General features: G+C 48.6%; 12 protein-coding genes and 1 pseudogene. 3 read left to right on the top strand and 10 right to left on the bottom strand.

What is annotated here, in order from left to right; all coding sequences use genetic code 11:
* The first annotated feature begins 48 nt into the window (after positions 1–48).
* Positions 49–1,425, top strand: coding sequence for an ATP-dependent RNA helicase DbpA (dbpA, locus tag JK223_RS13585; protein WP_212714707.1), 1,377 nt, complete (start codon positions 49–51; stop codon positions 1,423–1,425).
* 62 nt (positions 1,426–1,487) lie between these two features.
* Here dbpA and JK223_RS13580 read toward each other — a convergent pair whose 3' ends face one another.
* The 4 genes and pseudogenes from JK223_RS13580 to JK223_RS13565 all read right to left on the bottom strand — a co-directional run bounded on the left by JK223_RS13580 (position 1,488) and on the right by JK223_RS13565 (position 8,019).
* The gene (locus tag JK223_RS13580; RefSeq protein ID WP_212714706.1) at positions 1,488–2,633 is read right to left on the bottom strand and encodes a DUF4056 domain-containing protein; all 1,146 of its coding nucleotides are present in this window, start codon (positions 2,631–2,633) and stop codon (positions 1,488–1,490) included.
* Entirely contained in the window at positions 2,630–3,772 is a 1,143-nt protein-coding gene (locus JK223_RS13575; protein WP_212714705.1) for a BamA/TamA family outer membrane protein, read from the bottom strand. Before JK223_RS13575 ends, JK223_RS13580 begins: the two co-directional genes overlap by 4 nt.
* Entirely contained in the window at positions 3,772–4,851 is a 1,080-nt protein-coding gene (locus JK223_RS13570) for a hypothetical protein (protein WP_212714704.1), read from the bottom strand. Before JK223_RS13570 ends, JK223_RS13575 begins: the two co-directional genes overlap by 1 nt.
* 260 nt (positions 4,852–5,111) lie before the next feature.
* A pseudogene (locus JK223_RS13565) lies at positions 5,112–8,019 on the bottom strand (Tn3 family transposase).
* A 167-nt stretch (positions 8,020–8,186) separates the two neighbouring features.
* On the opposite strand from JK223_RS13565, the gene JK223_RS13560 reads away from it, so the two are divergent.
* A complete protein-coding gene (locus tag JK223_RS13560; protein WP_212714703.1) occupies positions 8,187–8,834 on the top strand; it encodes a recombinase family protein in 648 nt (215 codons plus the stop codon).
* Between the two features lie 5 nt (positions 8,835–8,839).
* Here the strand turns inward: JK223_RS13560 and JK223_RS13555 are convergent, their stop codons facing one another.
* The 6 genes from JK223_RS13555 to JK223_RS13530 all read right to left on the bottom strand — a co-directional run bounded on the left by JK223_RS13555 (position 8,840) and on the right by JK223_RS13530 (position 12,798).
* Positions 8,840–9,046: a DUF6500 family protein gene (locus tag JK223_RS13555; protein ID WP_212714702.1), complete on the bottom strand. Its 207-nt coding sequence runs from the start codon at positions 9,044–9,046 to the stop codon at positions 8,840–8,842.
* Between the two features lie 122 nt (positions 9,047–9,168).
* Positions 9,169–10,056 carry a DMT family transporter gene (locus JK223_RS17210; protein WP_212714701.1) on the bottom strand — a complete coding sequence of 296 codons (888 nt, stop codon included), beginning with the start codon at positions 10,054–10,056 and terminating at the stop codon, positions 9,169–9,171.
* Entirely contained in the window at positions 10,053–10,925 is an 873-nt protein-coding gene (locus JK223_RS13545) for a DUF6024 family protein (protein ID WP_212714700.1), read from the bottom strand. Before JK223_RS13545 ends, JK223_RS17210 begins: the two co-directional genes overlap by 4 nt.
* The gene (locus JK223_RS13540) at positions 10,922–11,311 is read right to left on the bottom strand and encodes an NUDIX domain-containing protein (RefSeq protein WP_212714699.1); all 390 of its coding nucleotides are present in this window, start codon (positions 11,309–11,311) and stop codon (positions 10,922–10,924) included. The genes JK223_RS13545 and JK223_RS13540 overlap by 4 nt, the downstream gene beginning before the upstream one ends.
* 223 nt (positions 11,312–11,534) lie before the next feature.
* Positions 11,535–12,206, bottom strand: a complete 672-nt coding sequence (locus JK223_RS13535) for a hypothetical protein (protein WP_249213619.1) — start codon at positions 12,204–12,206, stop codon at positions 11,535–11,537.
* The gene (locus tag JK223_RS13530; protein ID WP_212714698.1) at positions 12,196–12,798 is read right to left on the bottom strand and encodes a TIGR00730 family Rossman fold protein; all 603 of its coding nucleotides are present in this window, start codon (positions 12,796–12,798) and stop codon (positions 12,196–12,198) included. Before JK223_RS13530 ends, JK223_RS13535 begins: the two co-directional genes overlap by 11 nt.
* Before the next feature lie 100 nt (positions 12,799–12,898).
* Between JK223_RS13530 and JK223_RS13525 the strand changes: the two genes are divergently transcribed.
* Positions 12,899–13,798, top strand: a complete 900-nt coding sequence (locus JK223_RS13525; RefSeq protein ID WP_212714697.1) for a LysR family transcriptional regulator — start codon at positions 12,899–12,901, stop codon at positions 13,796–13,798.
* Positions 13,799–14,197 lie beyond the last annotated feature (399 nt).

Raw genomic sequence — 14,197 nt, 5'->3', positions numbered from 1 at the left:
GACAGTCGCGGTACATCCCCTGTTAAATGCCTGAGTAGAGTAAATCCTGTGACCCAATCTTTTGCTTCCCTGACGCTGCCCGCTGCGCAACTGGATAATCTGACCGAACTGGGGTACGCCTCCATGACGCCGGTGCAGGCCGAAGCCCTGCCCGTAATTCTGCAGGGACGCGATGTCCGTGTGCAGGCTAAAACCGGCAGCGGAAAAACCGCAGCCTTTGGTATCGGCTTGCTGCAACAGATTGATGTGTCGCATTTTACTACCCAGTCACTGGTGCTCTGCCCGACGCGTGAGCTGGCCGACCAGGTCAGTAAAGAATTGCGCCGGCTGGCTCGCTTCACCGCCAATATAAAAATCCTGACGCTCTGCGGCGGCCAGCCGATGGGACCGCAACTGGCCTCCCTTGCCCATGCCCCACACATTGTGGTCGGAACGCCGGGACGAATTCAGGAACATCTGCGTAAAAACAGTCTGCGCCTGCAGCACACCAAAGTACTGGTCCTGGATGAAGCTGACCGCATGCTTGATATGGGCTTTGCCGACGCCATTGATGACGTTGTTTCTCACCTGCCAACCGCGCGCCAGACCCTGCTGTTTTCTGCCACCTACCCGCAGAATATTGAACAGATCAGCGCACGGATCCAGCGCGACCCGGTGGCTATCTCTACCGGGGATGTCTCTGTATTACCGGATATCGAACAGCAGTTCTATGAAACCTCCCGCGGCGGAAAATTGTCGCTGTTACGCTCGCTGCTGAGCAAACATCAGCCGGCGTCCTGTGTGGTGTTCTGTAATACCAAACGTGATTGCCAGGAAGTCTGTGACGAACTGTCCGGGCAGCAAATCAGTGTACTGGCTCTGCACGGTGACCTGGAGCAACGTGAACGAGACCAGGTGCTGGTACGTTTTGCCAACCACAGCTGCCGGGTGCTGGTCGCCACGGATGTCGCCGCCCGCGGGCTGGATATTCGTGAACTGGCGATGGTCATTAACTACGAACTCTCTTTTGACCCGGAAGTCCACGTTCACCGCATCGGCCGCACGGCGCGCGCCGGGCAACAAGGTCTGGCCGTCAGCTTTGTCGCACCGGCCGAAATTCAGCGGGCGAATGCCCTGGAAGACTACATCGGTCTTAAACCGACATGGTTATCCGCCGGGGATCTGCCACGCTCCGCGGTGCCGCTGGAAGCCGAAATGGCCACCCTCTGTATTGATGGGGGTCGTAAGGCAAAAATTCGTCCGGGGGATATTCTCGGGGCACTGACCGGCGATGCCGGACTGACGGCTGCAGATGTCGGTAAAATTGATATGTTCCCGATCCATGCCTATGTCGCCATTCGCAAAGCTTCTGCAGCAAAAGCGCTGAAGCAACTGCAACAGGTCAAAATTAAGGGCAAGAACTGTAAAGCCCGCCTGATTAAATAACCTCCGGGGCGAATTTCCCGGCAGCCCGTGCTTCTCTGCGCTGCCGGGACATCCCACCGGGATTACCCGCCCCCCGCCATATGACGTAACTGCTGCTGGTCGTTTAACCGGGCAAACGAAGCTAATGCGGGAAAATCCCTGCGGGTATAGTAACGGGCCGGTGGCGGCAGATTTTCCATCGTTTTTCCCGGCCAGAGCTGCAATTCTGCCAGGGTCTCCAGTGTCTCTCCGGCAATCCGCGCTGGCAGCGTGAGACGTAATACGGCCAGGGGCGCTCCCGGTACCGGTGTCGGTACGCGATCATTGCCCGTCTGATAATTACGTTTTAACAACAGAAATTTTTGCGGTATCGCTTTTGACCTGTCCCACCAGCGTTTATCCACCCGGTCAAACCGAATACGGGTTTGGGCTGCCGGCACACCTCCTAACTGCACCAGCGCGTCCGTCAACACGGTCGTCATCGCCAGGTTAAAGCCTGTCCGGCTGTAGCCATGGCCGTCGAGCAGCACAGACGCGGCCAGCCGTGCCCCGATAAGATTTGAATAGAGATCCTCCGGTGAAAAGGCCGATACCCCCTCCGGAAAACCGGGTACGGACTCATAACCGTACCACTGAGCAATCTCATGCCAGGCCGCCATATCAAACGCTATCCGGGCTGACAACCAGACCGCCAGAGTATATGCCTGCGCCGGGTCGGCCGGGGGCGTAAATGCCCTGAACACGATTTTACGCCGGGCCAGCTCTTCCCCGCCCGGTGAAAGCGTAAAGGCTTTACCCAATTGCGGATACAGGCGGGTAAGCAGATAAAAGGTCATATCGGCACTGTCGCGAATGTGGGCCGTATCAATAAATCCGCCACGTCGGGTAAAGATAATGCCATTCTTTTCCGTCCCCAGTCCGCTGATCGCCAGTAACGAAGTGAAGGGGCTGTCATTATAAGAGTGCTGCCCCAGCGTCCCGGATTCCGCAATATTTCCGATACGGTAAAACGGAACGGGGATCCCGAAAAGCTGTGTTTTCAGCCCGTAACCGAACGCACAACAGGGGCGTAGCCCATCCGGCATCGCGGCCGGTGCAGCCACCGGCCAGGCCTGAGTTGCCTGTTGCTGAGGTAACCAGGAAAAATCGCTGCCGATCGTCAGCACCGCGCTGACAGACTGCCCGTACAAAGCCGCAATGACGAGCAGACTACTTCTCCACAGATTCAAAAGGCTTCTCCTACCTGAAAATAAAAAGCACGGCTTCCTTTGCCAACCCCGTAATCCAGACGAATATTCATGCCCGGCTTAAAGGCGAACCGGTACCCTGCCCCGAGCGTCGGTAACCAGCGCTCACTGCCCAGCCGGGAAATGGCTGAAGCCAGGGTACCGCCGCCTATCCAGCCCACCACCCCATGCCGCCAGCTGAGTGACTGCCGATATTCCAGCTGGGTTGTCAGAATATCCCGGTCCCGGAAACGGCCCGGATAATATCCCCTGAAATGATCACTACTGCCCAGCGAGGGCAGCATGTTCCAGGGGACCTGCCCCTGAGTCAGCACAGTGTTGATCTCCCAGCCAACAACCCGCTGATCATCCAGCGAATGATAAGCACTGAAGTGCACCGTCCCGCTATCAAAGCGCGTATTACTGCCGGTCGGTTTGCTGTAACGGATATATTGCAGACTGGCATTCACCCCGCGACGCGGGTCTGAAAGATAATCCCGGCTGTCATAACTCAGGCTCAGCAACGGACCGCTGCTAAAGACTGCCGCTCCATCGGGTTCTTGTTCCGGACCCGTTTTTTGCCGGTCGGCAAACCCCGACGCCTGCATATTGTCCAGTGACCAGCCCACACCAAGGTAAGTACAGGGTGCAATGCGCCGCAGTAGCCGTGGCGTAAAACGAATTTCCTCTGAGAGATACTGCTGTTTATTGCGACGATCGCTGCCGGCCCGAAAGCCACGCCCCCAGTAATACGTAGGGGTATGGCTCAGCATGCCCGGCAGAAAGAAACGCCAGCGATCACCGGCCAGGAAGCTGTGATTAGTAAACCGCAGCCCGATAGCCCCGGTGCTGCTTACATAGCCGCTCAGGGTAATGGTCGAGTTCTGGCTGGTCTGATCCTGACTGTCCGGCCGGTATAAGCCGGCCATCGCGACTCCGATACCGATGCCCAGTTCCGGAGTATAAAAAGGGCCCGGTATAACGCCCCAGTCGATGGCTTCTGAGGTATCGAACGACCGATCTGCCCCCAGCGGGGCCAGCCAGCGGTCTACCTGATCGCGGGTCGGCAGTCCCGGAACCACTGCATTAACCGGTACGGACAAACTCATCAGCAACGGGATAAGGAGATGACGACAATGCATCAGAATCGGTATTCGCCGGAAACCATAATACTGTTCCGCTTAGCGAACCCGAGCTCCGTTGCCAGGTTAAAATGTTTTGTAATGCCATACTGTGCCCCCAGCAGAATGTTCCAGGGCGACTGAAGATGTTGTTTTACATCGAAACGCCCTTTGCCATTCTGGTTCGCTATGGCCATCAGGGCTTTCAGAGATGCCGGCATCGACAGTTCACTGAGATTACCTTTGAACTCCTGCTGCACATTCTGATACATGGTACCGACCCAGAGGTTCAGTTTACCGGGGGGCAGACCCATAGCAGCAAAACCCGGAGTATCAAAACGGTATCCCGCACGGGGTGAGATTGTCAGAGCATTGATACTGCCATCGAGAATATCGAAACGGGTCTGAGTGTAGTTAATATCGACCAGGGCATAGCCGTCCCCCGTCCCTGCTGCCAGTACGGTGCCCAGGCCATAGGTAGTTCCTTTAAATTTCAGCTCGAAATTCAGATTATCGAAATTCCCGGCATTATGCATACCGTGAATAATGCCGGAGATCATCTGGTTTATCAGGTTGCCTTTAAACTGGCCCGGATCGGAGTCGACACCGATAGCAGAAATGGAATGGCCGCGGGTCTTTCCGGCAATGCCATAAACATTCCAGAAAGGCAGAACCCAGCTATCCAGACGCAGGGTACGGGTTTGACTATATTGCCGGGTTTTACTGGCATCAATATTAAAAAGATCTCCCGGAAAAGCCATATTCCCAATCCCCAGCCCGCTGAAAGCGATGGATTTCACATTAATATTCTGGCGGATATTCATATAATTAATACCAATACCGAAAGGCTCCGGTAATTCATAACCCATCTGTACCGCCTTATCCCCCAGCAGCGGGAACCAGCGATCATAACGCTGACGGGGTGGCTGGGTGTTTTCGGGCTGTACAGACGGAGCCTGACGTACCGTCCCGCCCTCTGTCAGGGTCAACGGAGGTAACTGATAAAAGTCGACAGGATCCGGGCGGGAAGTCTGACTGCTGGCATTAGAAATTACGCAAAATATAGCCACAAGGCTGAATATCTTATATTTATTTTTCATTTATTTATCGTCTGTCATGGCTGATATACAGGCCTGAGTCGTCCTGTAAAAGAGCGAAAATTATGCGGCAGCTAATTCTGCTATTTTCACCATAAAGTGCGAATAAAACAAATAATAAAAAATTAACCGTCACCGATAATTTTATTTAAATAATTAAAATAGCGTCAAGATTAATAATATTAATATTATTAATCTTCCGGCAGGAATATAAGGGCGAGGATAAGTAAGGGCTCCGTTTGGGAAACGGAAAATATTGTACGTTAAGGTTGTTTTTTATACTGGCTGACATCTACAGGCCGTAAAGGACGATACTTCCCTTCAGCCAGCCTTTTATTGTTTCGCCAGATATAGTCTCCCGTCAGATTAATGTGTTCCCAGCCCAGTGGAGACAGGTGTGACAGCAATTGGTCATTGAGTGGTAGTCCCTTCTTTTTCAATTGGTTAATGGCGTTTTCTATATACACGGTATTCCACAATGTGATCGCGGCTGTGATCAGCGTAAGGCCGCTGGCGCGGTAACTCTGGTTTTCCAGACCACGATCCCTAATTTCGCCCAGACGATGCATGAAGACGGCTCTGGCAAGGGCATTGCGGGCTTCTCCTTTGTTCAGACCGGCCTGAACCCTGCGACGCAATGCAGGATCGCGGAACCAGTCAAGCATAAACAGTGTTCGCTCAATGCGACCGATTTCCCTCAGCGCTTTGGCAAGCCCATTCTGTTTCGGATAACTGGCCAGCTTTTTCAGCATCAGGGAAGCGGTCACCGTTCCCTGCTTTATTGAAGTCGCCAGCCTCAGAATTTCATTCCAGTGGGTTTCTATATCTTTGATATTCAGTGGAGTTGTGGAAATAATTGACTGTAGAGCCGGATATTTATCAGCCTTCCCCTGAATAAACAACCGTTTGTCATGAAGATCCCGGATCCTTGGTGCAAAAGCGAACCCCAGCAGATGCATCAGCGCAAAAACATGCTCCGTGAAACCTGCCGTATCGGTGTAATGCTCCGTGATTTCAAGGTCACTTTCGTGATACAGCAGGCCATCAAGTACGTGGGTGGAGTCACGAACACGGCTAATCACTTTGGTGTAAAACGGACTGTACTGGTCAGAAATGTGCGCATAAAACTGTATCCCCGGTTCCTGGCCGTACTTCAGGTTGACCTGACCCGCATAGCGGCCATGGCTGCCAACCCGAAAATTCTGTCCGTCGGAAGATGAGGTTGAACCGTCTCCCCATAATGCCGCCAGAGGACGTGACTTCTGGGCATTAACCAGTTCAGCCAGCGCAGCAGAGTATGTTCCTCGCGGATATACCATGCCTGCATGTTTTCCAGCGAAGCTCGCGTGGTTCCCGGACAGGACTCAGCCATTTTGGTCAGCCCCAGATTGATGCCGTCCGCCAGGATGGTGGTAAGCAGCAAACGGTTATCCTGCGGACGGGTAAGCGGGTTCTTAAGATGAGTGAAATGTCGCGTAAAGGCTGTCCATCGCTCAACTTCATCCAGTATTTCTGTAATTTTGGGGGGCGGCAACATGTTGTAAATCAGATTGGCCAGTGGTGATATTGTGGAAGTAACGCTGTTATCCAGCGGGGTGATCTTCAGACCTTTATCTGAAATATCCACATCGGGAAGATCCCCGGTAACAGCCATTGCGTTAACTTCCTCCAGGCGGGAGGCCAGCAGTGTCAGCCTTGCCTTAAGGTAAGCTTCGCAATTTGTTTCAGCAGGAATATTTAACTGATTATTATTTAATAACTTTTCGAAATCGTTCCCTGGCATAAGATAGTCATCAAAGTTTTTGTAGCGCCGGGAACCCCGAACCCAGATATCACCTGCACGTAGCGCCCCCTTCAACTCGTTCAATGCGCAAATTTCATAGTATTGCCGGTCAACACCTGAGGGAGTGATCAGCATCTTTTTCCAGCTTTCCGGAATGAAATCCAACGGTGCCGATGAAGGAACCTTTCTTAGCTGCTTACGGTACATCTCATGAATAGTATCAAGGGCATCATTAAGCGGTAAGGCGGCCGGTGTGGCCCTCAGTTGCAGGGCCGATAACAACCGGGAAGAATATTTGCGCAGTGTGCTGAATTTTTCGGTAATAAGATGAAGCGGTTCGAAATTATCCTTACGTGCAAGAAGCCGGGTTTCCTCCAGGCTGGCGGCAAAATCTTCCCACGGTAATATCTGTTCAACAGCAGGCAGAGGATCTTCGCCTGCGTTGCGTGCATCAAGGATCGCCTGTCCGATGGAAACATGCTGCCCAGTATACGTTCGTGCAGTTCTATAATTTCATCAATGATTGTGGCTCTGGCCTCAGTCAGTACACAGACCATCGTTGCATACCGGCGTGCAGGGGCAAAATCAGCTAAATCCCGGCTGCTCATTTTGCGGCCTTCCCGCGCCAGTTTCAGCAGCCGGTTCTGATGCACTGTTCTATCCACGCCTTCCGGTAGCGCCAGTGCTTCAATGGCGTTAAGGCGGTCGATATGTTGCAGGACATTCTTTCCATTGATCTTCCCCGGAGGCTGAAGCAACCACGTTAAACGAGAAATTTGCTTTTCAGTTGTCATCAGTAGCGCATCAAACGCTGATTTATGCGTGGCGCTAAGGTGCGTATTCAGCGTGGTATAAACCGCTTTATCGCCCAGCGTCATTGCTTCAGCACAAGTGCGTTCCACAACATCAATACCAGGAACGATAATTCGCCGTTGATGCAGATACTTCAGTAATTCCTCTGCGATAAGCATGCCCCGATCAATCCGGGTAGACTGAGGGAGCAGATGCTGGATACATTCTTTCTGAAGCGCACCATTGAAAACCTTCAGTTCCAGATAGCGATAGAGTTCACTCAGATGCTCACGCCGGGTAGTATCACGGCCGGAAATATATTCCTGCCAGAGTTCTGCTGAAAGTTTAAGGCGGGTACCGATGACTCTGAGCAGTTCTGACGGTGGAGACGATTTTTTATCCGGAGCAAAACCGATATTTTTCAGATAACAGAGAAGAACGGCAAAACCAAACCGGCTGGCGGGTTTACGGTGAGCATTAATAAATGCCAGATCCTGCTCACTGAAATACGCCATTCGGGTCGGCGTTAACTCGTCGTCTGGTAATGCCAGTAATGATTCTCTTTCCGACAGAGAAAGAATCTGCCTCCTTGCCATATAGTTTCCCTCGTAAATAATTCGGTGCGGTATTTTTAACAAAAAAGCATCTCGCATGAGGGTACACCCTGACGCCATAATCAAAATGTGACGGCACGCTATGAATGACATAACCTATATGCGATAGAATAAATGCAATAACTTAAATGCGATAACATGGTGAAAAAATGTTCATCAGAGCTTACTTGAGAGCATCGACGGAAGATCAGTTCGCCGATCGGGCAAAAGAGATGCTGGAGCAGTTCGTTCAAGCGCGAGGGCATAAAATCGCCAGCTATTACCGAGAGAATATCAGCGGGACAAAACTTGACCGCCCGGAGCTGGGACGCTTGCTAATGGACAGTCACCGTAATGATATTTTGCTGGTTGAGCAGATAGACCGTCTGACCCGCCTGAGCAACACCGACTGGATGACGCTGAAAAAGCAGATCGAACAACACGAACTGCGAATTGTCAGCCTGGATGTCCCCACTTCATGGCAGGCGCTGTCAGAAAAAGAGCCCTCACAGGCTGATCCGGTCACCCGCGCTGTGATAACCGCCATCAATAACATGCTTATCGATCTGATGGCCGCGATGTCGCACAAAGACTGGCTAAGCCGCCGACAGAGGCAAAAACAGGGAATTGAACGAGCGCATAATTTAGGGAAATATCGGGGGAAACAGGCGGATCAGGAGCGGCACCAGAAAGTGCTCTACTACCGCCAGGTGAAAAAGCTAAGTATCCGTGAAACAGCCGATGCTACGGGCTACAGTCCCTCTCAAATATGTCGAATTCAGGCACTGCACCGAGAAAGCCGATCAAAAGTGGAGTGACAGATCTATACGAGAGATATGATTTTTCTGGCTTTCTCAAAGTAGTCCAGTTTCATTTCCATGATCCACCATTGGGCTACTTCCATGAGTAATTCCGGGTCATCATTCTTGTTGGCAAAGAAAGCATAAAATGACACGCCAACATCATCCCCTTTCGCCGCAATCTTAGCTTCACATACTTTCACAATCTTCGCTCGGATACTGGGTCTCATTACCTTCCCTGATGATTGCTGATGGCACATGCTATCACACACAGGTGAATGGGTAGGAGAGGTTAAAATTAGTCTTAACGTGCAATATTTTCCGTTCCCCAAACTGAGCCCTTAATAAATCATCAATTTCCCCTCTTCAACATCCATAAAGAATACACACTGTTCAAAAGGAGAGCTATAAATATTACCGCCCCACCTATCAATGCAGACAATCTTGGAGTTTCATCAAAAGTAAGATAAATCCACAGTGGCCCCAGAATTGTCTCCAGTAGAAGAAATAATCCCAGATGTGATGACGGAATAAATCGCGATGCCTTTGCAATCAGGCTTAAAGCTAGAAAGACCACCACAGAACCTTCAAAAATAACCAACATTAGAGTCCGGGGTGGTAACAGGACCGTAATATCAAATCTGACATACAAAATGAGCGCAGCAATAATCGCCCCCACAGAAGGCGAGAGGGAAAGATCATTCTGACTACTTCTTCCTACAACAAACGCTGCCGCCATCGAAATAGCAGTCAGAAGAGCAGTAAGGTCTCCAATTGATGGAGAGAACGATAATTGCTTACCGGTTCCAGAGATAACAATAAATACGCCAGTCAGGGAAATAATAAAAGCCAGGCTGGTTACTCTATTAACGGACTCTCGCAGAAAAAGCCAACCCAATATTCCAGCCCATAATGGTGCTGTGCTGATGATAAACAGCATATTAGCAATCGAAGTCATCATGGCCGACATAGGAAAAAGCACCGACGACAATCCGTAGAAAAATGCAGACAACAACATGTCTCGACCAAACAAGCTTTCTCGATCAGGGACCTGCCGATAACGGCAGTATCGATAGATAACAAGACAGAGCACAGGCAGTGACAGTGCGATAGCACGCCAGAAAGCAATATCTGTGGCGGGCAGGTTAATTATTCTCAATAACACCGTGTCAAAACTTAAAACAAAACCTCCGATCGAAGCAAAAATATACCCACGGCCATTAGTCGTATCTTTATTCACAATTTACTCCTGAGGACATTGATGAGAAGAGAGGCGCATTCCTTTGGGGGTGAATCCAGTGTTCCCGGAATATAACAACTTATCCGCCAATGGTTAGCATCCAACATTTTCAAACTAAAATTATTCACAAGGTATTCTGGTAGTAGGTGTCCAGAACTAGTTTTGACGACCAGAAAAGGTGTTTGCGAATACAGTTGTGTTACAGGTTCAAAGCCGAGCATAGTCAGGCTCTCTGCCTGCGCAGGCGTGAGACTGAACATGGCAATATTGAACAGTAACGGTTTGGTTGTAAGACGTTCCAGCAATGCCTGTAATACAACATTATTCACCGTCCCTGATTCAGCGATCTGCGCAGTTTTTCGCACCGTTTCGTATTCATATCGCTTTCTGACACAAAGCACACCGACCCCAGTCTGCAAGGCCAAATGTTTATGCAGCGGAAAGAAAACCACATCGGCAGAAAATGCCTCTGAATGATGGCAAACCACTCCAATTGACTGAGCCGCATCCACAACGACAGCTTTTTGATGAATACAAGCTACATTGCCGCTATCAGGGCTAATGTGTGTGATAAGCGGTATAGATTGCCCGTAAGATGGCTGGGGTAACATCCGGTAAGGATGATAGCATCCAGCTTCAATGGATAGCGTCCTACTCTGGGCACTCAGCCCGTGCAATACTGTCAGTAAACAATGTGTAGAGTTGGACAGGAGGAAAATATCTTCGTGAGGAATTGACAGCGCCATCCTGAGTCGTTTTTTTATTTCATTTCTGCAATGCCCGAGCGCCCGGAAATAATGTGTACAGTACGAGCTATCAGAAGGAAATAATGAAGCATTGATAGCTGAATCATCAAGCTCGCTATTCATTCAATTAGATTTCCGGCTTTCAACGCAGGAATAACCGCGTCACGGAAGATGCTTCCGACATGTAAGTTGTCGATATCTTCGAATGACACCCAACGTAGTTCTTCGATCTCTGATGATGGAACGGGCTCACCATTGACCTCGACCAGATAGGATACAATTTTTATTGGTTCCTGCTCAAAAGCAGACACAGAACAATCGGTACGGAACCTAACGGCGTTATGCAAAGTAACACCAATTTCTTCATGAATCTCTCTGCGGAGACAATCTTCGGCGGCCTCACCAAATTCAGGTTTTCCACCAGGAGAGATAAAAATGTTTGTTTCTTTCTTTCTGACCAACAAAACCTTGCCATTACTAATAATAATGGCAGCAAATTTAATAATCATAATAGAATTGCTCGTATCAAAAAACATTAAATGACTGCATATAGCCACACCAGACACTGACTTCATTTGCATAAGACTGAAGGTGTAATTAATCGAGAGGTTAAGAACAATATTTTTAATTAACTGTGAATCGAAATCTATTAATTACCAGTAACTAAAACCGCATTACACACAGCCATCCAAACCTTTATATGTGCGCAAGCACATTTATCTATTTAATAAATCACGCAGCAACGCCACAAATCCCACCAGTCAAAAACTCAATAATATCTCTGCACTTTTCCTCTTTGCGCTTCAGATAATTCATGATTACATCATCTGATGCCGGAGTGAAACTATCCGCAAATACGGATAATCCCTCTAGAGATTTAGTGGAAATTCCTGCCTGGAGCAGGCGGTATTTGACTTCATCCTGAGATTTTGCGAACTGATAGATAGGGCTATGATATTCAATCCCATAGGATTTTATAAAGTCGACAAAATATTCCTTGGCAACAAGTCGCTGCTCAGGAAATTCTTTCTGATAATGGGTAATCCCATCGTTGATAACAGAAATGCCATTGCGTTTGCAATAGTCAATAATATGCGCGTGGATGGCGATTTTTTCACCCAATAATACCAGGTTTTTTCGATCTTCGAGAATATCTGATTCCAACGTTTCAATTGCCAGCGAGCGAAAAGCGCCACTGATATCTTCAATGTGGTGGCAAACCACAAGCTGACCAAACCTGTTCCGCAACTCCTCAACGCGATGTGAGAGGATCCCTCGATGCAATGAACACCCGCTACTGGCTGTGTAGAGATGTACAGGGATTCCTTGAAGCATCAGATGGACGGCCACCAGGGTGCTGTCACGCCCCCCTGTAAACATGACCAGTTGTTCATTATTTTTCATTTTTGTTCCTCTCTAGTTTATCTAGTACATCATCGGCTGAATCAGTAATAAAAATGTTATCCAGGTCTGTTGCAGAAATTAACCCTGAATCCCGGAGTTCCCTAAGCCATGCGATTCCATTTCGCCAGAATTCAGAACCAAGCAGGAATACTGGTTTACGGCTCATTTTCCCTGTCTGTATGAGTGTCAGCATTTCAAACAATTCATCTAGAGTCCCAAATCCTCCCGGCATAGCAATAAAAGCATCACAGTATTGCGCAAATGCCAGTTTGCGAGTCATAAAATAGTTAAAATCAAGAGATAGTTTTTTCTGAGGGAGAATATCACTTTCAAAAGGTAAGCGTATATTAAGAGCAATTGATTTCATTCCCGCAATTTGAGAACCTTCTATTGCAGCTTTCATGATACCAGGCCCGCCACCTGTGATGACCTGATAACCATGCTCGACCAACCTCCGAGCTACTTCTTTTGCCTGCTGGTAGTAATTATCGCTTTCCTTGATTCTGGCACTACCAAACACCCCAACTGCATTAACTATATTATGTTTAAATGCAGCAATATTTTCAATTTCAGTAGAAATGGCCTCTATCATTGATCCCCCAGATTGATTCTGGGGGTAATTATCTATACTTGATAAATAAACGCAAGCTAGTTATACTTGACGCTATGTTTAGTAAATCTATACGAACAAAATGAAACAAATCCCCCCATTAAATTCACTGAAGGTATTTTTTTGGACATCGCAATGTAGTAGTTTTTCTCAGGCAGCAAGTGATAATCATTTAACAAAAGGAGCTATTAGCCTACAAATAAAACAGCTTGAAGATTGGTTGGGTGTGAAATTATTTATTCGGTCACGTGACGGTGTTGAATTAACCAGACATGGTGTTGAATTAAAGAAAACCTGTGAAATAGTCTTTTCATTACTTGAAGATCAGGTTCAGACTCTCAAGAAAAACACAAAAGCAGTGACAAAGATAAACATTGGTTGCTCTGGGAGTTTACTTCGCCACCTCTTCCTACAAAATCAAAAAAGAATCAGTGCGGAATTTCCTGAATATCAATTAGTGTATAACACGACGACAACTATAGATTCATTATTCAATAACACGACCGATGTTTATCTCTCACGTGGCATCCCTGCTTTAACTGAAGGGTTAAAAGAAGTCATGTTATTCAGAGATGAAATTGGCCTTGTGGCATCAAGAAACTATCTGGAACGCCATGCTCAGGGTATCACAGTTTGCCATGCCCTGAGCCGAGAAAGTGCCTGGGATGAATGGTGTAGAACTTCTTGTCAAATGCAAATGCTACCCGTAGTTGATGAACTGCGCTTTGAAAGTCTTTCTCTTGCGCTCGATGCCGCCCGGTTTGGCCTAGGGGTTGTCGTGGCGCCCTGGTTTCTGGCTGAACCGGAGATCCGTCAGGGTAATCTGTTCGCTCCGTTTGGGTTTGTAGAATGTGGAACCGGTACCCGCCTTTATCACCGGGATGACGTATCAGACGCAATCCTGCAATTCATTGACAAATTTCAGTCTACAGTTACTGGACTTAAAAAGGCTCCGCATAATGACTTGAACGTACTTCGTTAACGAAGCGCCCTTATTAAGTCACACACCTCCCTGAGCCAGTCTCATGTAGGTAACTAGTTGAAAAAGAAGGGACTACCACTCAATGGTCAATTTCTGTTACACCTGTCCCCACTGGGCTGGGAACATATTAATCTGACAGGAGACTATATCTGGCGAACCAACAAAAAACTGGCAGAAGGGAAGTATCGTCATTTGCGGCCAGTTGATGTCAGTCAGTACAAAAAACAACCTTAACGTACAATATTTTCCGTTTCCCAAACGGAGCCCAGTAATAATTAATGACCGTCACCTATAATTAAGGTGCCGGGAAAAATTGAAATTGAAGTAAAAGACCACCTTCTTAGAAGGTGGCTTTTGAGAATGCCCCCTGTAAGGGGGGCTACTTTCACCTTCCGCTTA

Source organism: Tatumella sp. JGM118, from assembly GCF_018257515.1.
GTDB classification, from domain to species: Bacteria; Pseudomonadota; Gammaproteobacteria; order Enterobacterales; family Enterobacteriaceae; genus Tatumella; species Tatumella terrea.
This window is presented reverse-complemented; position numbering and strand designations above follow the sequence as displayed.